Consider the following 26,306-nt stretch of genomic DNA (forward strand, 5'->3'; position numbering starts at 1 on the left):
TAGATAAATTCATTGAATTGGATTATTTGGTGAACTGTTCAATTTTCTTGAGGTTTTCCTCATAGGCTTTTTGCTGATAGGCCATAACTTTGTCATATCCTGCTTTTCTGCGGTCTTCCAAAAAGCGTGCAAACAGCTGGTCGAATTCCTCATCCGAGGAAGCCAGCAGCAGCTTCGGCAATGCCTTGCCCCAAATTTTGTTTATCTGACCCGACGCAATACCCTCTGCCGAAGTTCCGGTCGGTTTAATGTTGTCATATTGGGAGAAGCCTTTCGTCTTGCCTTTCGTCCAATCCTCTGGCTGCTTGTACGGCTCCACGCTGGGCGGGGCCCACTGCAAATTCATATTCGTATCCATCAGCATCCAGAAGGTGAAGGATGCGCCATATTTTTTGTCAAAAGCAGCACGATCCTTGTTCAGCAGCTCCAGCACCTCCGGCTTGAAAGCTGGCTTACCGTTAACCGTGTCCCACAGCTTTCCCCGCTCCCCTAGATACAGGTCACGATTTCCTTCCTCGCTAATCAGATAGGTCAGAAATTCAATAGCCCGCTCCTTGTCTTTGACATCCTTCGAAATGAGCGTCACCGTCCAGCCAGAAATGCCCGGCCCGGCCAGCGTCGGCGGGTCCAGCTTACTGTTCGAAGGTCCATCCACCGCGATATAGACGGAGTTCGGGTCCTTCGCATATAACATCACCTGTTGTGTGGCAAAATCGGAGCGCTGATATAGCATGGCAAAATATCGGCCCTGTGCCACCTTTTCCTCCATTTGCGGACGTTTGTCGATAAATACGTCCTTGGCGATCAGGCCCTGCTCATTTGCTTGACGGAATGTTTTGAGCCAGCGAATATACTCTTCGTCCGAACGACGGTCGTACAGCTTTCCGTCCTTTTCATGAGGAATGGCTAGAAAATTGAGTAAATAGTCTTCAAAAGAGTAATTCCCGTTATCCGTAAATTCGTGGAATCCTATCGGGATAAGCGGCTGACCGTTCACATCTGGAAATTTCTCTTTCACTTTTTGAAGCGCTTTCAAAAATCCTTCCGGTGTTCTCATATCCGGCTTGCCAATCGCCTCGTACATATCCTTCCGCACCATAAACGTCTGGTTGGAAACAAAATTTTGGCCGTATTTTTGGTAATCCTGCGGTGAAGAGGAGGCGTTGGGGTATCCGTAAACATTTCCATCCGGTTGCTGATACCAGGACATTTTCGCCGGGTCAGCCACTTTAATCAGATACGGATCGTATTTCTCAGCCAGCTTGTTGAGCGGAAGCACCATCTTGCCCTCGATCATTTTTTTGACCGCATCTTCTCCCCAACCGAGCGTTACAAAATCAGGCAGCTTGCCAGAGGCAAGCATGGTATTGAGCTTTTCATTTTCATTCCCTGCGGGCACGATAAAATTGACGCTGACCCCGGTCTTTTGCGTAACATACTTCGAGGTCATATCCGTCCCCCACTTGTTCGGGAACCAGGAAAAGTTCAAATACCAGTCAAACGTAATCGGCTCCGTATCCGCCTTCCATCCCGGCGCATCTGCCGTAGCCTTTGTCTTCTCGTCCTTCAATTCCGTGACAGTGCCGCCTCCACCGGACGTACATGCCGCGAGCGAACCTAACAGCAGAACGGAAGCCAACAGCCCCTTCTGCCATTTGCGAATGTTCATCATAAATCTCCCCCTTGGATGATGTGCTATCCCTTGATTGAGCCGATCATCAAACCCTTGACAAAATATTTCTGCAGAAAAGGATACACAAGTACAATCGGCAGTGTCGTCACGACCATCGTCGCCAGCTTGATGGATTGCGAGGTGACGGACTGGGCAACAATTCCCGGTGCAGCAGCCATCATCTGATTAGAGCTGGATTGGGCAACAACCCGGTACAAATACGTCTGAATCGGCTGAAGGTCCGTATTATTAATATAGATCATTCCAGTAAAATAATCGTTCCACTGGTACACCCCATGAAACAACGCGATCGTCGCTACTACTGGCATGGATACCGGAAGCACAATCCGGCAAAAGATGCCGAAATCGTTCGCCCCGTCTATTTTCGCCGCCTCCTCCAATGCATCCGGCAGTTCCCGGAAAAAAGCCATAAAAATAATAAGATCAAAAAAACTGAACATCGCAGGAATGATGTACACCCAAAAGTTATCCAGCAGTCCGAGATCACGAATAAGCAAATACGTCGGAATCAATCCCCCACCAAAAAACAGGGTAATGGTGCCGATCAGCATATACAGCTTGCGTCCGATCAGCTCCCTACGGGAATATGCATATGCAATCATGGCGGTAAAAAACACATGTACAATCGTACCAATCACCGTCTTGGCAATAGTCACCCCCATAGCGGTCATAATACCGTTGTTCGCAAACACGGCCTGATAGCTGCCCAAACTGAATACCCTTGGCCACCAGTAAATGCCACCCCGCATAGCATCTGCTCCTTCGTTAAAGGAGTTCACCAGCACATACCACACCGGATACAACGTCACAAAACAAATGATCAGCATGAAGACGCTGTTCACGAAATCGAATATCGCTTCGCCTGTCGTTTTGCGTTGCAATAGCTGCATGCAGCCGTCCTCCTTCAAAATAGGGATGTATTATTGATCCGTTTGGTGACCGAATTGGCGATCAGCAGCAAAATGAGTGCAAGAACCGATTTTAGCAACCCCACTGCAGTGGAATACGAGAAACGCCCCTGCTGAATACCCACCTGATATACATAAATATCAACAACATTGCTTGCACTTTCATTCAGCGAGTTACGCAGGACGAGAATCTGGTCAAAGTTGGAGTTCAATATCCCGCTGACCGCCAAAATAAACAAAATGGATATCGTGCCCTTGATGGCGGGAAGCGTGACGTACCACATTTTCTGAAACCGCCCGGCTCCGTCAATGGTCGCCGCTTCGTACATGTCCGTAGATACGCCCGCCATCGCTGCCAAATAGATAATGGCTGACCATCCAAGCTCCTTCCAAATATCCGAGCTGACGACAATAGCCCAAAAGTAGCTCGGCTCCGCCAAATAACTAATCGGCTGGTCGATCCATCCCCAAGCCAACAACAGTTGATTGATCATTCCGGTATCTGCCAGCCACGTCGTTAAGATCCCGCCAAGAATGACCCATGATAAAAAGTGAGGAAGGTACGAAATGGTCTGAATGGATTTTTTGAACCGCGTAGATCGGATTTCATTCAGGAACAGAGCAAATAAAATGGGCAGCGGGAACCCGATGGCCAGCTTGAGCAGGCTAATGCCCAGTGTATTTTTGACAATGTACCAAAAGTTATAATCTTCCAAAAAGGCCCGAAAATGCTCTAACCCCGCCCAAGGTGCGCTTGATATGGTACCGATGATGTCAAAATGTTTGAAGGCAATCAGAATACCGTACATCGGAATGTAATGAAAAATGATCATCCAAACCACCCCAAGCAGCGCCATAGTCTGCAAATGTCTTTGTTGAACCCATATGCGCGCTAGTGATGCCCCTCTCCCCGATCGAATCGGCGGCTGTGGCTGCGGATTCTCTGTATTTTGAGATGAATCCGTTCGATGGTTTCGGGACAACTTCCATCCTGTACTCATGAAGAAGACCTCCTCTCTCCGTAATGTAAGCACTTACATTTTTATTTTAGAGACTTCTGCTTCTAATGAGTAGTACCGGATTTTTTGATTTTGGTGTCTAAAGTTCAGGTGGAGATATGACAATACGCGAAAATTTCTTCCATTCTCTGGCTCTTTTACATCTATTAATTTACGAAAAAGACTATCAGATGGTACGATAAGACTATATGTTATTCCAAACATTACCTATATACCTAGATCAGGAGGATTAAGAATGGAAGAATTAGTTCGTTCGATTCAAAAACAGGTTCGAATTAAAAAAATTGCCTGCTGGACGGCACTCATCATGTTTGGCCTGTGTACTTTAGTTGGCATTGCGGCTCAGGAATGGCTGTTGACGCTCCTAGCGCTCGGGATGACAGTCTTATCAGTCTATGGGTTAACACTGATGCGTGGTATGACGAAGTTTAGTAAAGAGTATCAACCGGGAAAAGGCTACGGTTATTATCGCCGTACGGTACAACAAAAGCTGCGTTATCTGACTTGGGGACAGTGGTTACTAGGCGGCTTTATCGTCTTGATGTTCTTTATATTTAATGTCCGACTTAGCTCTTTTCTCATAGCTATCCTGGGTATCCTGACCATTCAATTCAGTATCAAGAAACGAATTAAAAATCATCAGGAGCCCGATGCCACCGAATTGGATGAGTTTGTACGGATGGGGATTGTTTCTCCGCATGAGCAAACTATTGGAGTGTATAAAGATTTTGTACATCTTACCCAAACGTTTCGAGGTAACCAAATTGTTATCGTTACGGATAAACGCCTGATTTCTGTGTTTGTAGAGGAGCAGGGACGCGCGGTGAAAACGGAAATGCTACTCTCAGGTATAAACAAAATACGCGCAATCGGTACGGGTTTTCAGGGTCAAGGTTTATTGCTGTCTGTAAGCAACCGTGACCATAACGAGCTTCACATTCATATGGTCGGGAAAAGCATTTTCTTTTCTCCAGAGCAATTCATAGGTTCCTTGCTACGGGCACTGGATGCAGCGTTAAAAAGCAGATCATACAGTACGGAAGAACCATTCCCCGTTTACCAACAGACAAGAATTTCATTGCATCCATCAGAACAAGGTTTGCTGCATAAACCTACAACAGCTTAAATATTTTTGGGACATGTGCCACGTTATATATACGTTATGATCGGTCTTCATAATACGCCAAATAGCAAGTAAGCCCTGATCTTAATGAGCTTACTTGCTATTGGTTGTACTTCCACATCATATTTTCAAATCAACAGCCTACCTGCTAAAACAACTAATTTTCTACCTTACTTATGCCCTATTAATGATTGGCTCCATGATAGAACACCGAGATGAGGTCATGACTTGTAACAAACACTAGCAAGCTAAACAGACTGAGCGACAGAGGCCGTGAAATCAATTTTTTCATCCTTTAACACTCCTTTTAAAATAGTTATATATTGGTCTTGCTGTGTTGCTGTAGCTTGGGATCTGAAAATCTCAAATATAGCGGTACATTTCCTAAACTCATGCTCATGTTCCATACCCAGGGTATCAGACAGCATGAGAGATTGCAGGATATAGCCCAACGCAACCGTAAACTGTTGTTGCTTGATATAGTATATAGCCAGTTGATAGCAGAAGCGAAAATAATAAGATACATTCACAGGCTCTTCAAAATATTTGAAACCTTCAATTTGTTCGGCAAATGATTCAAGTACAGCCTCTAAGGGATAGTCGTGTCTGTACGCTCCCTCAACGATGGAAAGAAGCCCCGGTAACAGCTCTTCCGGATTGTCACGAAGAAATTGGACATATTCCTGCAACACTTCGGAACGGCCTGACAAAATATCAAGAGCATACAAATTGGCTCTGGCAGCATGGCGATAATATTCCACTTCTGCTTCCCCATATTGATCGAGACCATTAAACCAGCCCAATTCTGCATATTTTTCAATGCAATCTCGAGCGTCCTCATACTTGCCCTGTTTTTGGAAGGTCATGCCTTTCATAAGATGACTGTAGCCGTAGTAATAGACTAGCGGCCGTTTGGTATGTATGGGTTGTATAGGTTTCTTGCGCGCTTTGTAGAGCTGCAATTCCTGATACTTTTGGTTGACATGGCTATACAGCTGGTCGCATAAAGCAATCATATTGGCACCATCCGCAAATGAAAAAGACAGCTTAATCATGTTAACAAGTGTGTCTAGATCTGTGATGTCGGAGTGAACAAGATCATCCACTATTCCCGCCTCCTTGTCCGACTTTTTATATTCACCAAACAAAAGTATGATCTAAATTCTATCTAATAATAACTTAATTACGTATTTATTACGTAATTAAGTTATATCATAAATTCAAGCATGTGACAAGTGCATTATGATAATATATTCCAGTTTTTAAAATACCGATGAAAGTAGATCGTTCACTTGTTCATTTCCATGTGATGCAAAGGAAATGCCCGACCTGATCCATCCAGTGCAGACCGCGCCGTTTGTACAAAGCCGTAATGTAATGTCTGTAGAAAGCATACGCTTTCTCATTCTGCTCATTCACGTCCACTTTGAGGTGCGTACCTTTTATTTTTTTCAGATAACATGCCTATTTAGAAGCATACAAATACAAAAAAGGAAGCGGAATCCTTCCGCCTCCCTTAGGTTACAACCCTTTACAACGTAACACCGTTTTTAAAAATAGCGAGCTCCCTGAAATTGTTTTTCTCATTGTTCACCCAGGTTCCGCTGGCTACATCAACAATATAATCGACAAAGTTGCGGAGCGCATCTTCCATACTGACATCCTCCACCAGTGAACCGGCGTTATAGTCGATCCAATGAGGTTTAGCCTTATAGAGCGGCGAGTTAGTCGACACCTTCATCGTCGGAACGAAGGAGCCAAAAGGCGTGCCGCGTCCAGTTGTGAAAATGACGAGCTGGCAGCCCGCTGCGGCGAGAGCTGAAGAAGCAACCAGATCGTTCCCCGGCGCGCTGAGCAGGTTAAGTCCCTTGGTCTTGAGACGCTCCCCGTACTGAATGACATCGGTGACCGTGGAAGAACCGGATTTTTGCGTACAGCCCAGTGATTTATCCTCCAGTGTCGTGATGCCCCCTGCCTTATTGCCCGGTGACGGATTTTCGTATACTGGCTGCTTGTAATCCAGAAAATATTGCTTGAAATCGTTAATCAGATGCACGATCTTACCAAATACTTGCTCATTGGCAGCGCGCTCCATTAAAATCGTCTCCGCGCCAAACATTTCAGGCACCTCAGTCAATACCGTCGTTCCACCCTGCGCTGCCATATAATCCGACAGTCGTCCGAGCAGTGGATTGGCAGTAATACCCGATAGGCCATCGGATCCACCGCATTTCAAGCCGATGTTTAGCTCAGACAAAGGTACAGGTTCCCGTCGATCTTGTTGCACAGCCGCAAAAATTTCATGGAGCAACCTTACCCCTTCCTCCACTTCATCCGATACTTCCTGGGAAAGCAAAAACTTCACCCGCTCCGAATCATATTCCCCGATGGCTTCCTTAAATTCCTTCATTTCATTGTTCTCACAACCCAAACCAAGTACAAGCACGCCACCCGCATTCGCGTGTTTCACCGCATCGATCAAAATCGTGCGCGTATGTGCATGATCGTCGCCCAATTGAGAACAACCATAGTTATGCTTGAGCACAAGTGCATTTTCAAAAGGCGAAATATCTCCCGCTTCCTGCTTGAAACGGTTTAAAATGAGTTCAGCAATCCCGTTCACACAACCGACCGTTGGCACAATCCACAACTCATTGCGAATCCCCACACGACCGTCCTTTCTCCGAAAACCTTGAAACGTACGATTCTCCTGCTCATATAAATGAGGAGCTGGCTTAGGCTTGTAAGTGTACTCCTCCACGCCTGTCAGATTCGTCTTCGTATTATGCGTATGCACATGCTGACCTGCCTGTATGGGCTGAATAGCATGACCGATGGGATATCCGTATTTCAGGACATGCCCACCTTCAGGTATGTCCTGCAACGCGATTTTGTGCCCTCGCGCTACATCCTCGGCTAGCTCCACGCGTTGTTCTTCTTGTGCTCCCCATGCCAGCGTCTCTCCCTGCTTGTAATCACGCAAAGCGACAGCCACGTTATCTTGATCATGAATTTGAATGAATTCCAGCATTCCGGTCTCCTCCTTGCTTATGCTCTGGGCACGCTGTTCCCGGTTAGAGAATCGAGCGTCTCCTTCATTCCTCTGCTTGTAATTTCATACACGTGCTGTGCCGTTTGTTCAGCCAGCCCTTCGATCTGGTTCAGGTCTTGACCCCACCATGTCTGCCGGCCAAGTACCAGCGCAGTCAATTGCTTCGCCCCGGCGAGAGTACCGTCATATCGACTCCACAGTTCACCAAACGTACCCAACACTTCAGCTTCGTCTGCCAACACAATCGACTCGCCATTTCTGTCACCCCGGTAAAATACGAGCAAGGACGCCAGTGAAAATACGATTTTGACAGGCAGCGCCTTACGTTGTGCCACATACTGGAGCAAAGATGGCAAATTCCGTGTCTTGAACTTAGACACCGAATTCAACGCAATACTCATGACATAATGACTTACATATGGATTACGGAATCGTTCAATAACATCGTCGGCATATACATTCAAATCACCCTCTGGCGAGTCCAACGTCGGAATAATTTCTTCTCGAATCAGCGACTGGATAAAGTTTCCCATAATATCATGCTCGACCGCCTGCCCCACCGTGTCCAGGCCATATAAATAAGCTACAGGTGTAAGCGCCGTATGTGCTCCATTCAAAATGCGTACTTTCCGTGTACGGTATGGCGCCATATCGTCGACAATCAGTACATTCAATCCGGCCAAATGAGCAGGTAATTCTTCTTTAAGCCACTGTGGCCCTTCAATAACCCATAAATGATACTGTTCGCCCACAACAACCAAATCGTCCTTGTAACCCAATTCTGATTGAATTTCATGAATCCGGTCTTTGGGATAACCAGGTACAATCCGATCGACCAAACTGTTGCAGAACGTATTCGATTCCTCCAACCATGCAATAAACTCAGCCCCAAGCTTCCATTGGTCCGCATATTTCAGTACGATTTCCTTGAGAGCGTCTCCATTACGGTCGATGAGCTCGCACGGAATGATCACCAGTCCCTTGCTCGGATCGCCCCTGAAAAATTGAAAGCGCTTGTACAGAAAGGCGGCCAGTTTGCCTGGAAAGCTCTTTTGCGGACGATCTTCTAGCTGATCCTCTGGGGCATAAGCGATTCCCGCTTCCGTCGTGTTTGACACGACAAAACGCAGTTCCGGCTTTTGGGATAATGTTTCATACTCCAAAAAGTCCGAACCGTACGGATTAATCCCACGAGTGACGCACTCCACAACGGTATGCTCCTTCATGGCCTTCCCATCCTTAATCCCTTCAAGAATAACCGTATACAGGCCATCCTGCTCGTTAAGCTTCTCCACGAGGCCTCCTGGCTGCGGTTGTACAATCACAACTCCCGTATTCCATTCTGCCAGCTTATTCATTTTGTCAAATTGCCAGTCTACAAAAGCACGCAGGAAGTTCCCTTCCCCGAATTGCAGCACCCTCTCGGGATGTGGTTCATTAACGATAAAGCTTTTTCTGTTTAATTGGTCTAATTCATCTACTTGTTTCATCCGGAGTAACCTCCCACAATTACCATAATGATTTCATCGTTATTTTATCACAATGCACACGTTAACAAAATAGTTTTATCAACATTTTTAGTTTAAAAAAATAATAATGACAATAATATGAACACGTTAACATATGCGTTTATATAAAAATCTGCAAGTATATCGTCCTTTTTCTGTTGTTTCGCACCTGATCTAAGACGGTTAAGGCTAACTATCACCCTATCCCGAGACCTTGTTCTTATATACATTTCAGAAGAATAGACGCAAGAAAGCACGGGCAGGATAACACTACTTACTAGGCAGGAGGAACATCTATGAAGACAATCGCAGATGCTATTGTACAAGTTTTGGTCAATGCAGGGGTCAAGCGGATTTATGGCATTGTTGGAGATTCTCTAAATAATATGGTTGATTCCATTCGCAGCAACGGTCAAATCGAGTGGATTCATGTAAGGCATGAAGAAGTGGCTGCCTTTGCAGCTGGAGCAGATGCTGACCTTAGTGGCAGCATTGCTGTATGTGCTGGAAGCAGTGGTCCCGGAAATTTACATCTGATTAATGGTTTATATGATTGCCACCGCAATCGGGTGCCTGTACTGGCTATTGCCGCTCATATTCCAAGCGACGAAATCGGAAGTGAATATTTTCAAGCTACCCATCCTGAGCATCTTTTCGGAGAATGCAGTCACTTCTGTGAGGTTATTACGACACCGCGACAAATTCCCAGAACGGTGACCATGGCCATTCAACAGGCAATTTCACGTTCAGGTGTATCCGTCATTGTTCTTCCCGGAGATGTAGCAGCTTTGGAGGCGGAAAAGGTACCCGTCCCTGAACATGTCTACCATCCCACTGCACCTGTAATGCATCCGTCAGCTTCCGAGATTTCCCGACTGGCCGAATATTTGAATAAAGGCAAACGAATTACGTTACTATGCGGCGCCGGCTGTGCACAATCTCATGAATTGCTCATGCAGCTATGCGACAAGTTAAAATCCCCCATGGTATCCGCTCTGCGAGGCAAGGAATATCTGGAGTATGACAACCCTTATTATGCTGGATTGACGGGACTGATCGGGTATTCTTCCGGGTACCATGCGATGATGGATTGTGATGTCCTGCTGATGCTCGGAACAGACTTTCCTTACAGACAATTTTATCCTGAAGATGCGATTGTCCTACAGGTAGATATAGAGCCGGCCCATCTCGGCAGACGTACTCCGTTGACATATGGTTTATGCGGAGATGTAAAAGCCACGTTGGAAATGCTGCTTCCTCATTTAACGTCGAAGCATGATTCCAAGCATCTGGAAAAAACCGTCTCCCACTATGCCAAGGTACGTCAGGAGCTGGACGATCTGGCGGTTGGTAAACCAGGCCATACGCCAATTCATCCGCAATATCTCGCCAAGGTCATCAGTGCTGCCGCTCAGGAAAATGCTATTTTCACCTGTGATGTCGGTACTCCCACTGTATGGGCGGCACGTTATTTGCAGATGAACGGTCAGCGTCGGCTTCTCGGCTCGTTCAATCATGGTACGATGGCAAATGCACTGCCGCAGGCGATCGGAGCGCAGGCCACTGAGCCTGACCGACAAGTGATTGCCCTCTCAGGCGATGGCGGACTCACGATGCTGATGGGCGACCTGCTCACCCTGAAGCAGCATCAGTTGCCTGTCAAAGTCATTGTTTTCAATAATGGCGCTCTCGGTTTTGTCGAGCTGGAAATGAAAGCGGCCGGGTTCCTCGAAAACGGCACTGAACTCGTGAATCCTGATTTTGGTGCTGTAGCGCAAGCCATGGGACTTAAGGGCATCCGGGTCGAAGATCCGACAATGCTGGAGGATGCCATTCAGCAAGCATTGGCTCATGATGGCCCTGTTGTGGTAGATGTAGTGGTGAACCGTCAGGAGCTATCCATGCCACCTAAAATTAATCTTAAACAAGCAGAAGGATTTACACTGTGGATGATGAAAGCGATGCTGAACGGACGCGGTGACGAGATTGTAGAACTGGCTAAAACCAATCTCTTTCGTTAAATACAGACAAAGCAGAGCGCATTTCAACCAAAAAGGGGCAGGAACCATGCTAGATGCACTGTTCCTGCCCTTTTTGGCCTGTCTGTTTATAAAACAAAACTCAGCGTTGTCTAACAGCCGTCGATTTCCGCTTCATGAGCGCGGTCTCCATAAATATAAGCTCGCCCTCATTGGACGGTGACTGGATTCGTTCCAGAATGCAAGCGGCTCCGCGCTCGCTAATCTGCTCAATCGGTCTTTTGACCGTCGTTAACGGCGGAGTCGTATACATCGAGAAACCGATATCGTCAAAACCAATGACAGAGACATCTTCTGGTACCTTCAAGCCGTTTTCAAATACCGCATTCATCGCCCCAATAGCCATATCATCGTTAGAGCAAAATACCGCTGTCGGCGGCTCCTGCAAGGAAAGCAGTTGCTTCATTGCCTGGCTTCCGCTTTCAGTATCATAATGACCTTGCACGATATATTCATGTCGGATCGGCTTACCACTATCAATCAAGGCATTCATGAAACCCTCTCGTCGTTGCTGGGTAGACTTGAAGCCTTCTACCCCTTCGATGATCGCGATGCGTTCATGCCCGCTTTCAATGAGAAAGGAAACCGCTGCATAAGACCCTTCCTTATCATTAGAAATCACATTTACAATACCAGCCCCGGATACCTGCCGGTTCAGTACAACAAGCGGAATGCCTTGACCGAGCACATGATAAATAAAAGGGTTGTCCGCTTCGCTCTGGCTCATCAGAATGATGCCATCAAAACGCTTACGGTGAATAGCCGAAAAATCGGCGTAATCGTCAATTCCTCGCACAAACAGATTGTAATCCACACCGATGACATGATTAACTCCACGGATGGTATCCGCAAAAAAACTGGAGCTGGTGCCTTCTGAAATACTGGTGAAAAACAGGCCAATCGTATGCGAGCGCTGGAGCACTAGGCTTTTAGCATTAAAATTTGGAATGTAATTGAGTTGCTCTGCCAACTCCATAATTTTGCGTTTAGTATCTTCTTTAATCAGCGGGCTGTTATTGAGCGCCCGGGAGACGGTTGTATGGGAAACATTAGCCAATTTGGCAATGTCTTTAATGGTAGCTGCCATATACGTATCCTTTCCTTAGTGAGGCTCTAAAAAATTATATACCCACCATACCACAGGAGCCGCCCGGAAAAGAAGACTTTCACAAATTATACGCGGTTGTCCGCATGTCGACGCTGTAATTCTTGAACCATTTCTGCATGTTTGCTGTCAGTCAGCTTGTACATTTTACCGATGACCAGCATGGCCAAAACCAGGGCAACAGCCGGATAGAGACAAAGCAATGCCTTGATCCCAAGCAGCGTTCCAGAGGACTGAACCACATTCGGAACATACCCGACGAGCGCTAGTCCAATACCCGATAGAAAGCCAGACAAGGATTGAGCCAACTTGCGTGAAAAGTTAAATAGCGAGTAGGTAATCCCTTCCTTACGCTCCCCGGATGACCATTCTCCATAGTCAATGATATCGGACACAAAGGCCCAGGTAACCCCGTTAGGAATACTAATACCAATGAATGAAATACTGGCCAGGATTGTGAAAATATAAACATTTGAAGGCATAAAAAAGTTAATGGAGTCGGCAATGACACTAACCAGCATCCCCAGTATGGCTGTTTTTCGTTTACCGAAGCGCCGTACCAGCTTGGGCAGGAACAACACACCCAGCAACGACGAACCGATAATAATAAAATTCATATAAGCCATTAATTCTACATGCCCCAAATTATATTCGGCAAAATAGATCAGCAGTGCGGACTTGATATTATACGCGGATATGGTGAAAATCGTCATCAAAACGAGTACCAGCAAAGGCTTGTTATTCGTAAAAGTGTGTACGATAACGCCTATCGAAAGCTTCTCCTTTGGCTCGGACTGACTAATAATGCGTTCTTTCGTTCCTCGATAGCATACGATGAAAGCGATCACACCAATGAGTGACATGATCCCCATCACGACTGGATATCCAACATGATGGTTAGGAAACAGTAAAATAAGCGGCATTACAATGACACTGGTTACGAATAATGCGCCCAGTGATCCCGCCTGACGGAAAGATGACAATGAGGCACGCTGATGAGTATCCTGCGTAATGGCGGCACCCAACGAGCCGTATGGAATGTTTACAATAGAGTAGCCGATCCCCCAGATCATATAGGACGCATAGGCGTAAATGAGTTTGCCTGTGGGTGAAATATTCGGCGAAATAAAGGTTAGAACCGTAAGAATTGCAAGGATAACGCTTCCAACGATAAGAAAAGGTCTAAATTTTCCACGTGTACCGATATGTTTGCGATAATCAACAAAGGACCCGACAATGGGATCACAGACGGCGGCAAACAGCTTGCTGACCAAGAAAATGCCTGCGGCTGCTCCTGCTGAAACCCCTGCTACATCCGTAAAAAATTTCAGCAAATACAACTGCCCCAAATCAAACATGAATCCGTTTCCAAAGTCTCCCATACCATACGAAATCTTTTCTTTCAGGCTAATATGCTCACCTGTCTTGTTGTCAGTTTGGACGCTCTCCTGCACGATAGGCACTCCCATACCTACACACTCCTCTATACTTGTAATTATTTTTACATACCTAGTTGATAACTATTTTGTTTTCAATTGCTCTTACCGGGAGTTTGAAGCAAGCTCCTGGCAAGAGCTCCTTTTTTATGAAGTTAGTGAGTTTTCACCTTAGACAGTAGCGTCACTTACTATGAACAACCGTTGGGAAATTAAAATATTGCTCGGCGTTATTGTAGCAAATATTTTGTACCATTGCTCCGAGCAGTTCCAGATCCTCAGGCGCCTTGCCCTCCTGAACCCACGTCCCGATTAAGTCACAGAGTATACGGCGGAAATATTCATGGCGCGTGTAGGACAGGAAGCTGCGGGAATCCGTCAGCATACCAATAAAGCGGGACAGCACCCCGTAGTTAGCCAGCAGCTTCATCTGCTCCTGCATGCCTTCGATATGGTCGTTATACCACCATGCGGTACCAAACTGAATTTTCCCCACAGTTCCACCGGATTGGAAGCAACCCGCGAGACTTGCCAGTACTGGATAATCAACCGAATTCAACGAATACAAAATCGTTCTCGGTAATCCTCCTGCCAGCTCCTGTGCGTCCAGCAATGCCGCCAGTGGACGGGCGATGGAGCCATCATTCACGGCATCGTAGCCTGTATCCGGTCCCAAACGACGGAACATAGCAGTGTTATTATTACGCAGCGCGTGAATGTGGTACTGCATAGCCCAGCCATGCTCTGCATACTGTTTACCCAGGAATACCAGTACGTACGATTTATATTTCGCCTCCTCCAAAGGAGTTACATGGCCTTCCTCCAACGCCTTGCTGAATATGGCTGCCGCTTCCTCCCGTGTCGTTTCTTCATAGACTACAGTATCCAGCGCATGATCAGATACCCGGCCTCCGGCAGCATGGAAATGGCGCACCCGGCTCGCCAGCGCATTCAAAAATCCTTCAAGTCCAGAAACATCCAATCCGCTGACTTCACCCAATCGAGCTACCCAAGGCTGGAAGGTTTCACGGTTGATTTCCAAAGCTTTGTCAGGACGGAAGCTTGGCAGCACAGCCACTGGGAAATCGCTCAGCTTGCTGATTTGCTTGTGGTATTCGAGATGGTCCGTCGGATCATCCGTGGTGCACACCACAGTGACCTTCGAGTTCACAATCAGATCACGTGCGCCAAAGCCCTTTCCCTGCAGCTTTTGGTTTACCTTTTCCCAGATCACAGGTGCGTTCTGTTCATTCAGCAGTTCATGGACACCAAAAAAGCGTTGAAGCTCCAAATGTGTCCAATGGTACAGCGGGTTACCGATCAGTGTAGGTACGGTTTTGGCCCAAGCCAAAAACTTGTCATAATCTTCGCCATCTCCCGTAATCAGGCGTTCCTCAACCCCATTGGCCCGCATAAGTCTCCACTTGTAATGATCTCCGTACAACCAAGCTTCCGTAATATTCTTGAACGCTTTATTTTCATAAATTTCTTGTGGACTTAAGTGACAATGATAGTCAATAATCGGCATATCCTTGGCATACTGATGATACAGAATTTCAGCCGTTGGATTGCTCAACAAAAAGTTTTCGTCTAAAAACGCTTTAGTCATTACTCTCTCATCCCTTCTATAATCGTGTTTCCTAAAGAAAATGTTAACGTTAACAAAAATGATCGAACTCTACTTGTTTTTCAACAATAGCATTCTCCATTACATAGCAAGTATCGTGATTATGCAAGTTACTAAAGCTATAATACGATACCTGTACATCATATCACGCTGGATTACTTCACCTTAAATTTAATGTTTACGTTAACAACAATTATATTGTAACCGCTATCCTTTGTGGAGGAAAGTGATTTTTATCATGTCAGAGGACAAAAAAACAGCGTGTCACCATTTGAGGCTGATCTGTTTTGCATTTCGTCTATGGTCAGTACCAGCCAACATCAAAGGCAATTTCCAGACGACTCAATGCGATAGCCACCTTTTCCTTCACGTCCGCCAGGAACATTCCCACAATGACCGTATCAATGAATCCGCCAAATACATCTGCCATTGCAATAGCAACTCTTTCCAAATCTCTGCATTTTTTATTTTCCCCGATAAACCAAACTTTGAAAACGTTTTATATATTTTTGCTCTTTTTCAGAAAATTTCTTTCTTGAAAATACCAGTTATTGCATTATAATTGTAATATACATCCATTGTTTTACATTGAAAGTATTTCATTTATTTATTTCAAAGATGAAAAGAAGAGGTGGTAGCATTGAGTACCAAAGTTCAAGCTGTCCAAATAAAGACCGATACGAAAGGAGCAGACCTTGTTGTCGATTGTTTGATCAAACAAGGGGTGACGCACATTTTTGGCATTCCAGGTGCCAAGATTGATTCTGTTTTTGATGTTCTTCAAGATCGGGGTCCAGAATTGATCATATGCCGTCATGAACAAAATGCCGCCTTTATGGCTGCTGCAGTCGGTCGATTAACTGGGAAGCCAGGCGTATGTCTTGTCACCTCTGGTCCCGGTGCATCCAATTTGGCGACAGGACTTGTCACTGCTAATGCAGAGAGTGATCCCGTCGTCGCTCTTGCAGGTGCAGTCCCAAGATCCGAACGCCTGAAACGCACGCATCAATCCATGGATAATGCCGGTTTATTCGAGCCGATCACTAAATATAGTGTAGAAGTAGAACATCCTGATAATGTACCGGAAGCTATTACTAACGCATTTCGGATTGCGACCTCAGCCCAGCCTGGAGCCACGTTTGTCAGTCTGCCGCAGGACGTGTTGACTTCGTCATCCGAAGTAACAGCCATTGAGAAGCTTTCTCTTCCACAGCTTGGAATCGCACCAGCCGGGCTCATCAAACAAGTCGCAGGCCAAATCAGAAAAGCCAAACTGCCCGTACTTCTCCTCGGTATGAAAGCCAGTACGCCCGAAGCCACAGCAGCCATCCGTGAACTGATTCGAAATACGGATTTGCCTGTAGTCGAAACCTTTCAGGCCGCCGGAGCCATTTCCCGTGAGCTGGAAAGCCACTATTTTGGAAGAGTCGGTCTGTTCCATAATCAGCCGGGTGACATGCTTCTTGGAGCCGCAGATCTGGTACTGACGATTGGCTATGATCCTATTGAATACGATCCAAAAAACTGGAACGTTCCTGCAAACCGAACACTCATCCATCTGGATGATCATCAAGCAGATATTGATCATGATTACCAACCGGATTACGAGCTTATCGGGAATATAGCCCTGATTGTGAGTAGCCTTGCAGAAGAATTGCCTACCTTAAAGCTATCTAGAGCCTCCTGCGACCAATTAAATCGTCTTCGCCATGATCTGAACGAGCAAGCGGCTGTCCCTGCACGCAAGCATGACTATCTGACTCATCCATTACAATTCATTCGTACACTGCGCAGCCTGATTGACGATAACGTCACAGTCACCTGTGATGTCGGTTCACACTACATTTGGATGGCACGATATTTCCGTTCGTATGAGCCTCGTCGCCTTCTATTCAGTAACGGAATGCAGACGTTAGGCGTAGCACTGCCTTGGGGGATTGCTGCCACACTCGTTAACCCTGGTCAAAAAGTTGTTTCTATTTCCGGAGACGGAGGATTTCTTTTTTCATCCATGGAGCTCGAAACCGCCGTACGTCTTAACTCTCCGCTTGTGCACATCGTATGGAGAGATGGTTCCTATGACATGGTCGCTTTTCAACAACAGGTTAAATACGGCAGAACGTCCGGCGTAAAATTTGGAGATGTCGATGTTGTAAAATATGCTGAAAGCTTTGGGGCCACCGGATTACGTGTGCACTGTCCTGATGAACTGGAAAGCGTATTGCAGCAGGCACTTCATACCGATGGTCCTGTGGTCGTCGATATCCCGATTGATTATCAGGATAACATCCAGTTGGGGCGTAAACTTCTGCCTAACCAATTAAACTAGCCTTAACCATGGCTCACTCGTGACGACTTCGTGACAATTATAGAGTAAAGCGTTTTTTATGTCTTTTTTGAGTTATTCATGTTATTTACTGAAATTTTACGTTTATTATTGAAAAAGAAAGAAAATAAATGCATACAATTACAAAAGGAAGTGTATTACCATGACCGTTGCACAATTGGAAACCAAGCAAGAAACTGATCATGATATTTATCAAACGTCCACCATGCTTGCTTTATTAGATGGTCTTTATGACGGAGTCGTTGCCTTCGAGGAACTGCAAAAGCACGGGGATTTCGGGCTAGGTACCTTTGATCAACTCAATGGCGAAATGATCGCGTTCGATGGTGAATTTTATCATTTGCTTCCAAACGGTACGGCCCATCGCGTAAAACCGGAAGAGACTACTCCGTTTTCCACAGTCACCTTTTTTCGGGAAGATATCACATATACCATTGATCGGCCCATGGGCCGTGAGGAACTGGAAGCCTTGCTGCTAAAGCAGTTTCCAAGCCGCAATTTGTTCTATGCCTTCCGTATAGATGGCACTTTTCGTGAAGTAAAGACACGGACCGTGCCTCACCAAGTGAAACCATACAGACCTTTTATCGAAGCGACCAAGTCACAGCCTACCTTTACTTTTAATGAGGCTTCCGGCGTGATTACAGGTTTTTGGACACCTGCCTATGCTCAAGGCATTGGGGTAGCCGGATTTCATCTGCATTTTATTAACGATGAACGCACCGGAGGCGGTCATGTCTTTGATTTAATTGTCGACAAGTGTACCATCCGCATTTGTCAAAAATCCAATCTGCACCTGGTCCTACCCGATACACCGGATTACCTGAAAGCCAACCTTTCCAGAGAAAACCTGGAGAAAGAAATCGCCGTTACTGAAGGTGCGCAGTAATCACAGCGTATAATTCAACAAGATACTATAAACTTTCGTTTATGAATGAGATTATACCTCATATGGAAACCAAAGATCGCAGTTCGGAAGAGATGCTTCATGCATGCTCTCCGGCTGCGATCTTTTTTTGATATCCCCCTCAGGAGAGCCGCTATATATCCGCAGTTACGGTTTATTTAACCTTCAATGATCCTGTACTCAGTATTCCCGCTACACGTTGTGCGTCGAAAATACGAGAGAGCTCCTCCACTGCCGTCAAGTACAGTAGACCGTTGCCCTCCAGCTTAGGAGAATTGCCGAGTGGAATCGTGCGTTTGATGAGCTGTGCGTACAATTCCGGTTCGGTGAGATCACGCTCAAAGCTCGCATTCGCCAGCTGCTTAATCAGCGCCAATGCACCTGCTACATGCGGAGTAGCCATCGATGTTCCGCTAAAGGTCGCATATTTGCCGCCCGGAACGGTGGACAAAATATCTTCTCCCGGTGCAACCAAATCCACCTCATTATTTGAGTTGCTAAATTCTGAGGCGTGTCTGTCAAAGTTGATAGCACCTACGCTGATCACTTCATTATAGCAGCCAGGGTAGCCGAGCTCGTCCGTTCTGTCGTCACCGTCTCCCTCATTTCCAGCTGCACAGATGACCAAGATTTGGCTGGCTACAGCCTTTTTTACTGCTTCATGAAGCTCAGGCACATCCTCAGGACCGCCAAGCGACATCGAGATGATATCTGCCTTCTGCTCAATCGCATAATTGATACCTTGAATAATCCAGTCATATTGACCGGAGCCCTGCTTGTTTAGCACTTTGATGATGAGCAGATCCGCCTCTGGGGCGACACCCACGACACCATCCTCATTTTCCGCTGCCGCGATGGTTCCTGCCACATGTGTACCGTGACCGTTGTAATCCTTGAAAATTTCCGGATCACCTTCATCATCATCCGTGAAATTACGGCCGCCAATAATGCGCGCCTTCAAATCAGGATGGTCCGAATCACAGCCTGTGTCCAGCACTGCCACCTTCACTCCTCGGCCACGAGTCTGGTTCCATACCGCAGGAGCCTGAATCAGCTCTACACCCCGCGGTATTTCATTCACTTGTTGCTCCTGCTTGATCACTTGGTAAGGAATGATATGCACTTTACGTTCCATCCTATTCCCTCCTTCTGGATTCAATCGGAAACCATCCGTCTTTGAAACTTTGAAAACCTCTACTTCATTCGAGGTTACTATATTCTAGCAATTTTTGAAAAGTTTTAACATCCCCATTTTGCTTATTTTTGTAAAAAAACAGACATCCTCCAATTCGCTTGGAAAATGTCTGTTCTAGAATCCCTTTCGGCCTTACGCTGATTCCGCCTGAAGCTCAGCCTTAGATAACAGCGACTTGTGCTGCCATTTCCGACCTTTCCAGCGTAAATAGTGAAAAATGCCTCGGACCCACTCATCGCAGGCATGTGCAATCCACACACCAAGCACACCATATCCCAGATGAATGCCCAGCACATACGCTAACGGGATTTTAATCCCCCACATTGAAATAATGGCCATCATTAACGGGAACTGAACATCTCCCGCTGCTCGCAAGGAGTTAATGACAACGTGATTGAACACACGGCCCGGCTCCAGCATTATACAGAACAGCAAAATCGCTGCCCCTAATTGTATGATCGCCGGCTCATCTGTAAAGATCGCCATCACTTCATATCGGAAAAAGGATACTACCACGATCACCGCAATCGTAATGACCAAAGACCATTTCAGGCTCCGTAAAAGTTGATGATACGCCTTTTCCTTGTCTCCTGCTCCAATCAGGCGTGCAACAATAATTTCCGTCCCCTCACCTACGGCCATTCCAAATACCATAAAAAAGTATACAATCGTATTCGTATAAAAATGAGTTGCGATCGCCGTTGTCCCCATAAAGCTGACAAACCGGGTCACCATCATTTGACTAAGTTGATAAGATAACCATTCCAGCCCGGCAGGAATACCAATCTTCAGGATCGCCACCAGCTTACTCCATTGAAGCTGTACATAATAGCGGATGCGAATCGGCGCACTTACACGTTTGTACAACAGTGTAAAAATCCAGACACATGCTACAGCGCGGCTAATAACCGTTGAAATCGCTGCTCCCGCCACTCCCATCTGCGGCAGACCAAACCAGCCATAAATGAGCAGCGCATTCCCCACAATATGCAATATATTCATACCAATGCCCACGATCATCGTATCTTTGGTAAAACCATGCGAGCGAATAACCGGACCTGCGGTTAGCATGAGCGCTTCCAAAAACAGCGAACCCCCTGCTAGCATCATATAGATCTCCGCATTTTCCTTAATCGTCGGGGTAATATGGTAAAAGGATAGCAAAAAATCCCGACTCACAATAAACATCAAACTCAGCGCCAAACCAAATATCAGATTGAAGGTTAGTGCCGAAGCCGTAACACGGCTTGCGTCCACATGCTTTTGCGCACCCAATAGCTGAGCAATGATAACACCTACTCCAAGACCAAGCAGATTGAAGAGTATGATCGTAAATTCAATCAACTGTCTTGAAACACCTACAGCCGATACAACCTCGTCTGAAACATGGCTTAGCATGAACGTATCCACGCTACCCATCAAAATGTGAAACAACATTTCTATAAAGATCGGCCAAGTAATCGCAAAAACCGTCATCGTTTTAACGGCTTGTGCTTGCTTAGAGCCGCTTTCTTGCGACATTGACATACTTCTGTATTCCTCCCGTATGTAAACCCAATATTTGCTCACACATCATTCTTGATAACGCTTACTCATTCATAAAAAGTCATATGCTTCTTCTCATTTTTATAATATTTCAGGCGATCTTCCAATTGTCCTGTGTGGAACTCAAACTTATGTCCATCCGGATCTGTAAAATAGATCGACCTTTTGTCCTGTTCATTCCGTTCTCGCCCGGGCAAAATTGTGACATTGAAAGTTCTTAGCTTGTTAAGCATATTCTCAAAATCCTCTTCCGCTACCGAAAATGCAATATGCGTATAGGAATGATGAATTTCATTTCTTGGGATATCCTCTTCCACATTGAGAGCCAACCACATTCCCAGACAGTCCAGATAAGCCAGCTTACGCCCTTTGACGAGCAGCTTTCCATCTAGTACATATTGATAAAAATGTATCGACTTCTCCAGATCGGACACCGAAAAGCAAATATGATTCCACCCCTGTATGCTCATATTCCCTATTCCTTTCAGCGAACCCTGTTTAGCCAATAGGTCCACGCTTCTGTATATTTATCGAGATCTTTAGGATGATGGCGAATGCAGGTAGCCATACGAAAGTATAATCCCTGTAACACTTCCCTGTTCAGCTCATATTCCCCCGTCATCTCCGGCCCCAGCTTCTCTACCGCAGACAAAATGGGATCGACCGTCAGCCTATCCGGTGAAGAGCAAAAGGCATATATCAGATCATATAGAGGCTCCCCCACCACCGGATCAGGATCAATAATGCCTGTCAACGTCCCATTTTCGGCAAACACAAAATTATGTACTCCGAAGTCACCATGAAGCAAATATTTAATATTCTTTTGCGGCAATCCGGCCATAAGTGCATGAACGAAACGATGATCCTCTTGGGGTAAAACGTCTTGTATGATGTTTCCGGACTCCTTCGTTCTATGCAGCAGAAAATCTCTCCATTCCACAAACGGATGATCCGGATAACCATAATGGCGTTCCTCTCCAAGAGGTTTGTAGTGTGCAATGACCTCAATCGCCAGACTGAGCAGCAAGTCGCCTTTGTTCCTTTCACAATATTGCCTAGTGAGCCCTGGCTTGAACGTGTATACCAAATAACGATGCAAGGGGTCTACATAAACCAAACGCGATAGTTTCTCAATCTGTACATAGGTATGTAAAAATTCCGCCTCGGCTTTTACAATCGTGGGATCATTTTGCTTGATCACATATCGTGGACTGATTCCGTCCATGACAACAACCACTTCACTCGAAGTTCCGCCGGTAAGCGGTTTGAGATTTTGCATATGACTTTCAAGTACGCCTTCTGCATAAAGCTCATTCAGGATCAGTTGAATGTCCATTTAAAACCTCCCTCGATGTATCCGATCCATGATGCGGCTGGCGCTTTGAATTTTTCATTATAGCCAAAATAACCAAATCCGTTCGCCAGCCGCTCTTCCTTTAAAAATATATCTTTTCATGCTCCGCATAGATTTCAAGCGCCCGCTCCATCTTATGCACATAAGCCTCATCCTGACTGGAACACAGAAATGTAATGTGCCCCTCCTGTGATGGACGGGCTTTTAGCGAAGGTTCCAGCAAATCACGCTCAGACAGCACCTGTTTTAACCGTCTGACCGTTCCCTGACTCCCGTCGATTAGTTGAATATGAGAAGGCAGCAGTTCTCTCAGAATTTCCTTATAAAAAGGATAATGAGTACATCCCAATACGACCGTACCATATATGTCGAGATTGAATGAAGACAACTTACGGTTAAAATATTCGAACATTTCTGCCCGGTCAAAATTCAACTGCTCGCAATAATGTACTAGCTCCGGCAAAGGTAGTGAATCCACGCTCCCATGGTCGTCAACTCTGGATACCAGCGCTGCATAACCGGATTGTTTTAACGTCAATGGTGTGGCTAACACCAGTACTCTTTTACCATTGGCCCGGTTCATCTCGACCGCTGGCTTCACTGCCGGCTCCATGCCAATAATCGGAATAGGATATTCGTTCCTTAGCTCCGCAACCGCGATACTTGTAGCCGTATTGCAGGCAATCACCAATGCCTTAACATCCTCTTTTAGGATCGTTTGTACCGAAGCCTTGACATAACTGAGCACCTCTTCAGGTGTTTTCGTCCCATAAGGAACATGAAGCGTATCCGCCATGTATACATAATTTTCGTTTGGCAAACGTCTTAGTGCCTCGGACAATACTGTAATTCCACCCAATCCTGAATCAAAAAAACCTATCTTCAAGCTACTCACCTTTTTTCGTTCAACTGTTGTGGTCATATCTTGCTGGCAAGATGTTAATTTCATTCTTCGCCTATTCAAATCATTCTCTTCATTAGACTCACATTTAAATTTTACCGCAAAACTGATATTTTGCAAAAGAAACACGCAAATTTTACAGTGTAAAAAATAAAGCAGCTTTTCAAAATAAATTTAATATAGAAGTGTTGACAGATATTATCTTTATATTGTAATATTACGAGGTAACTTACTAACTTAACTTACTTATTCAACTTACTTAGGGGGAAATAAATCATGTCTAAAGTATTATTTGTCAAAGCTAATGATCGTACAGCTGAAGAATCTGCAACTGTTAAATTGTATAACGCCTTCGTGGAAAGCTACAAGTCTTCCCACCCATCTGATGAAATCACTGAGCTGGACCTGTTCTCCGTCGAGCTTCCTTATTTGAACGCCAACATGATCAACGGCACGTTCAAATCCGCTAGAGGCATGGAGCTCAACGCAGAAGAAGCTCGCCTGGCCAACATTGCTAATGGCTACCTGGATCAATTCCTGGCAGCAGACAAAGTCGTATTTGCTTTCCCGCTCTGGAACATGACGATTCCTGCTGTACTGCACACATACATTGACTACCTGAACCAAGCTGGTAAAACATTCAAATACACTGCTGAAGGTCCTGTTGGTCTCGTAACTGAAACTAAAGTAGCCCTGTTGAATGCAAGAGGCGGCGTTTATTCCGAAGGACCAGCTGCTGCTGCTGAAATGTCTTTGAACTACATGAGCAACATCTTATCCTTCTTCGGAGTGAAAGACATCGTGAAAGTTGTACTGGAAGGACATAACCAATCTCCAGATCAAGCACAAGAAATCGTTGCTTCTGCCGTACAACGTGCAGTAGACACAGCAAAATCGTTCTAATCATATATATGAAGAGAAGAGGATATCCGCACCCTATATGGGATGGATATCCTCTTTTTTTGTTGCAAAGTATAAAAAAACACGTGCTTCCCTGATCTGTAATCAAGTGAAAGCACGTGTCTGTGATGAGCTTATTCCTATTTTAAGGAATGAACTGCTGCACGATTTTTACAATTTTACCGTCACGAAGCGTAACATGGTATGGAAATTGGCTGAGGTCCAAAACATCCTTTTTAGCAAAATCTTTCTCAAACTGTGCCAGAGGAATCGATTCGTTCCATTGTACGTCTGTATCTTCTATGTTACCCGTGTGGTCATAAATCTGCACCTCTACCGAAGCATCTGGTGCAACCTGATACACGTCATTTTGCACGGAATTGTTTACGATGTAGTAGCCATCCGGAGCTCCATCCAATCCTGTATTTCCTTCATGCTCCAAAAATGCTTTGTCAGCTGCCGCGCCTTCATACCATTCAATCGGGTCTGCCGACAAATAAATTTGTCCGTTACGAATCTCCATTTGATTTATATATACGGTATCCTGATTTTCAGCAGGTGCTACGGGTGTGTAGCCTTGCGCTGTTGCCCCTGTCGTCGTAATCAGCATCATCATTAAAGCCAATACGGTCCATTTCGAAGCTAGTTTCATCATGTCTGATCTCTCCTTACCGTTTGGGTATGTATACGGTGTCTGTAAGCTTCATTACCCTTATGTACTTATCATAAACGTTGTACGGTTAAAAAGTGTATCAGATACATAAAAAAGAAGTTACGATTTTTTAAGACTTGGTCTTAAAACTTGATGACAAGTCCTGCTTACTCCTCATCATTTTATCAAACCGACCTGGCGTGCCTGCTCCTCGGTGAGAATAAACTCTTCATTTTGCCATACCTCGTCCTCTTTGGTTACAGCAAACATTCCCATAATCTCTGTCCAGATTCCTTTATCGACGGCTTCCTTTTGCGTAATGATAATTTTCATATCGTTTCCTCCTCGTGTAATTGCTACCTGTCTGTGAAAAACAATGCTGTCGATATATATGTGGCCCACTACGCCAACAGATGGTTTCTCCGATCGCTGTTGGAACCTGATTTTTTGAATTATATTTAAATGGTTAAAATCAGGTTCCAAAAGCGAACGCTACCGCTTCTCCGAAATCCATCTGCCCGCTTCGTTACTCAGTTCATCTCTACCATCCTTGTGAAGTTAGAGGCTTGATCTCTATACTGAGCCTTAAATTAAACTTCCATTTAAGAAATCTTCTAATCCTTATATTGAATTTGCAATGCTTGTCCTAGACTTGCATTAGGGATCATTGTTCTGCTTATAACATATGTACCCTTTTCCTACCGATATTATTCGTATCTTATTTGTAACCTTAAAATTTTATATTATTTTCGTAGGTAATGACTTCTTTAAAAATAAAGAGGTCATAAAAAGAAAAACGCCCGCAGGTTTAAAACCTACGGTCGTAATTCTCAAGATTTTTTTTATATTTGATTAATCTAAGTAACCTTAAAAGTTGCCAAAAGCACCAAAGCAGCGGAGAGGACGGAATCGTTCTGAAGAAGCGTTAGCGTTCGCCTTTGTTCCCGGATTTTCTACCCTTGAAAAAATAATAAAGAAATCCGGGGGCAACAGCG

General features: G+C 45.3%; 22 protein-coding genes and 1 pseudogene. 5 read left to right on the forward strand and 18 right to left on the reverse strand.

Going from position 1 to position 26,306, the window contains the following annotated elements; genetic code table 11:
- Positions 1 to 22: 22 nt before the first annotated feature.
- Genes AC6EJC_RS22980 through AC6EJC_RS22990 form a run of 3 tightly spaced genes read right to left on the reverse strand, consistent with a single transcriptional unit; the run spans position 23 to position 3,602 of the window.
- Entirely contained in the window at positions 23 to 1,669 is a 1,647-nt protein-coding gene (locus AC6EJC_RS22980; RefSeq protein WP_444955994.1) for a type 2 periplasmic-binding domain-containing protein, read from the reverse strand.
- A 26-nt stretch (positions 1,670 to 1,695) separates the two neighbouring features.
- The gene (locus tag AC6EJC_RS22985; RefSeq protein WP_444955953.1) at positions 1,696 to 2,583 is read right to left on the reverse strand and encodes a carbohydrate ABC transporter permease; all 888 of its coding nucleotides are present in this window, start codon (positions 2,581 to 2,583) and stop codon (positions 1,696 to 1,698) included.
- A gap of 14 nt (positions 2,584 to 2,597) precedes the next feature.
- Positions 2,598 to 3,602 (reverse strand): ABC transporter permease, encoded by a 1,005-nt coding sequence (locus AC6EJC_RS22990; protein ID WP_444955954.1) that lies wholly within the window; start codon positions 3,600 to 3,602, stop codon positions 2,598 to 2,600.
- 253 nt (positions 3,603 to 3,855) lie between these two features.
- On the opposite strand from AC6EJC_RS22990, the gene AC6EJC_RS22995 reads away from it, so the two are divergent.
- Positions 3,856 to 4,746, forward strand: coding sequence for a hypothetical protein (locus AC6EJC_RS22995; RefSeq protein ID WP_444955955.1), 891 nt, complete (start codon positions 3,856 to 3,858; stop codon positions 4,744 to 4,746).
- Between the two features lie 245 nt (positions 4,747 to 4,991).
- On the opposite strand, the gene AC6EJC_RS23000 is transcribed toward AC6EJC_RS22995, so the two are convergent.
- The 4 genes and pseudogenes from AC6EJC_RS23000 to AC6EJC_RS23015 all read right to left on the reverse strand — a co-directional run bounded on the left by AC6EJC_RS23000 (position 4,992) and on the right by AC6EJC_RS23015 (position 9,285).
- A complete protein-coding gene (locus AC6EJC_RS23000; protein WP_444955956.1) occupies positions 4,992 to 5,849 on the reverse strand; it encodes a DNA-binding protein in 858 nt (285 codons plus the stop codon).
- A 182-nt stretch (positions 5,850 to 6,031) separates the two neighbouring features.
- Positions 6,032 to 6,201, reverse strand: a pseudogene (locus tag AC6EJC_RS23005) (GNAT family N-acetyltransferase); the annotation flags it as partial.
- A 73-nt stretch (positions 6,202 to 6,274) separates the two neighbouring features.
- Positions 6,275 to 7,774 (reverse strand): UxaA family hydrolase, encoded by a 1,500-nt coding sequence (locus AC6EJC_RS23010; protein WP_444955957.1) that lies wholly within the window; start codon positions 7,772 to 7,774, stop codon positions 6,275 to 6,277.
- Positions 7,775 to 7,791: 17 nt separating this feature from the next.
- Positions 7,792 to 9,285 (reverse strand): tagaturonate reductase, encoded by a 1,494-nt coding sequence (locus tag AC6EJC_RS23015; protein WP_444955958.1) that lies wholly within the window; start codon positions 9,283 to 9,285, stop codon positions 7,792 to 7,794.
- A gap of 314 nt (positions 9,286 to 9,599) precedes the next feature.
- On the opposite strand from AC6EJC_RS23015, the gene poxB reads away from it, so the two are divergent.
- Positions 9,600 to 11,324 carry a ubiquinone-dependent pyruvate dehydrogenase gene (gene poxB, locus AC6EJC_RS23020; RefSeq protein ID WP_444955959.1) on the forward strand — a complete coding sequence of 575 codons (1,725 nt, stop codon included), beginning with the start codon at positions 9,600 to 9,602 and terminating at the stop codon, positions 11,322 to 11,324.
- 100 nt (positions 11,325 to 11,424) lie between these two features.
- Here the strand turns inward: poxB and AC6EJC_RS23025 are convergent, their stop codons facing one another.
- The 4 genes from AC6EJC_RS23025 to AC6EJC_RS23040 all read right to left on the reverse strand — a co-directional run bounded on the left by AC6EJC_RS23025 (position 11,425) and on the right by AC6EJC_RS23040 (position 15,940).
- Positions 11,425 to 12,429, reverse strand: coding sequence for a LacI family DNA-binding transcriptional regulator (locus tag AC6EJC_RS23025; protein ID WP_444955960.1), 1,005 nt, complete (start codon positions 12,427 to 12,429; stop codon positions 11,425 to 11,427).
- An 86-nt stretch (positions 12,430 to 12,515) separates the two neighbouring features.
- Entirely contained in the window at positions 12,516 to 13,916 is a 1,401-nt protein-coding gene (locus tag AC6EJC_RS23030) for an MFS transporter (protein ID WP_444955961.1), read from the reverse strand.
- 151 nt (positions 13,917 to 14,067) lie between these two features.
- Entirely contained in the window at positions 14,068 to 15,492 is a 1,425-nt protein-coding gene (uxaC, locus tag AC6EJC_RS23035) for a glucuronate isomerase (RefSeq protein ID WP_444955962.1), read from the reverse strand.
- A 322-nt stretch (positions 15,493 to 15,814) separates the two neighbouring features.
- A complete protein-coding gene (locus tag AC6EJC_RS23040) occupies positions 15,815 to 15,940 on the reverse strand; it encodes a hypothetical protein (protein WP_444955963.1) in 126 nt (41 codons plus the stop codon).
- 210 nt (positions 15,941 to 16,150) lie between these two features.
- Here AC6EJC_RS23040 and alsS point away from each other — a divergent pair, with 210 nt between their 5' ends.
- Both alsS and budA read left to right on the forward strand, forming a co-directional pair.
- Complete coding sequence (gene alsS, locus AC6EJC_RS23045; RefSeq protein ID WP_444955964.1) at positions 16,151 to 17,839, forward strand: acetolactate synthase AlsS; 1,689 nt, start codon at positions 16,151 to 16,153, stop codon at positions 17,837 to 17,839.
- 160 nt (positions 17,840 to 17,999) lie between these two features.
- Positions 18,000 to 18,746, forward strand: a complete 747-nt coding sequence (budA, locus tag AC6EJC_RS23050) for an acetolactate decarboxylase (protein ID WP_444955965.1) — start codon at positions 18,000 to 18,002, stop codon at positions 18,744 to 18,746.
- A gap of 172 nt (positions 18,747 to 18,918) precedes the next feature.
- On the opposite strand, the gene AC6EJC_RS23055 is transcribed toward budA, so the two are convergent.
- From AC6EJC_RS23055 to murI, 5 genes are all read right to left on the reverse strand, one after another.
- On the reverse strand, positions 18,919 to 19,899 hold the full coding sequence (locus tag AC6EJC_RS23055) for a S8 family peptidase (protein ID WP_444955966.1): 981 nt from the start codon (positions 19,897 to 19,899) through the stop codon (positions 18,919 to 18,921).
- Between the two features lie 192 nt (positions 19,900 to 20,091).
- Complete coding sequence (locus tag AC6EJC_RS23060) at positions 20,092 to 21,486, reverse strand: MATE family efflux transporter (protein ID WP_444955967.1); 1,395 nt, start codon at positions 21,484 to 21,486, stop codon at positions 20,092 to 20,094.
- Between the two features lie 65 nt (positions 21,487 to 21,551).
- Positions 21,552 to 21,974 carry a metallothiol transferase FosB gene (gene fosB, locus AC6EJC_RS23065; protein WP_444955968.1) on the reverse strand — a complete coding sequence of 141 codons (423 nt, stop codon included), beginning with the start codon at positions 21,972 to 21,974 and terminating at the stop codon, positions 21,552 to 21,554.
- A 14-nt stretch (positions 21,975 to 21,988) separates the two neighbouring features.
- Complete coding sequence (locus AC6EJC_RS23070; RefSeq protein ID WP_444955969.1) at positions 21,989 to 22,840, reverse strand: aminoglycoside phosphotransferase family protein; 852 nt, start codon at positions 22,838 to 22,840, stop codon at positions 21,989 to 21,991.
- Between the two features lie 100 nt (positions 22,841 to 22,940).
- Positions 22,941 to 23,744 (reverse strand): glutamate racemase, encoded by an 804-nt coding sequence (murI, locus tag AC6EJC_RS23075; protein ID WP_444955970.1) that lies wholly within the window; start codon positions 23,742 to 23,744, stop codon positions 22,941 to 22,943.
- 291 nt (positions 23,745 to 24,035) lie between these two features.
- Here murI and AC6EJC_RS23080 point away from each other — a divergent pair, with 291 nt between their 5' ends.
- On the forward strand, positions 24,036 to 24,662 hold the full coding sequence (locus tag AC6EJC_RS23080) for an FMN-dependent NADH-azoreductase (protein ID WP_444955971.1): 627 nt from the start codon (positions 24,036 to 24,038) through the stop codon (positions 24,660 to 24,662).
- Between the two features lie 142 nt (positions 24,663 to 24,804).
- On the opposite strand, the gene AC6EJC_RS23085 is transcribed toward AC6EJC_RS23080, so the two are convergent.
- Together AC6EJC_RS23085 and AC6EJC_RS23090 are read right to left on the reverse strand one after the other, a co-directional pair.
- Entirely contained in the window at positions 24,805 to 25,314 is a 510-nt protein-coding gene (locus AC6EJC_RS23085) for a hypothetical protein (RefSeq protein WP_444955972.1), read from the reverse strand.
- A gap of 174 nt (positions 25,315 to 25,488) precedes the next feature.
- Positions 25,489 to 25,644, reverse strand: a complete 156-nt coding sequence (locus tag AC6EJC_RS23090) for a hypothetical protein (protein ID WP_444955973.1) — start codon at positions 25,642 to 25,644, stop codon at positions 25,489 to 25,491.
- Between the last annotated feature and the right edge of the window lie 662 nt (positions 25,645 to 26,306).

Source organism: Paenibacillus sp. TY11 (assembly GCF_059772165.1).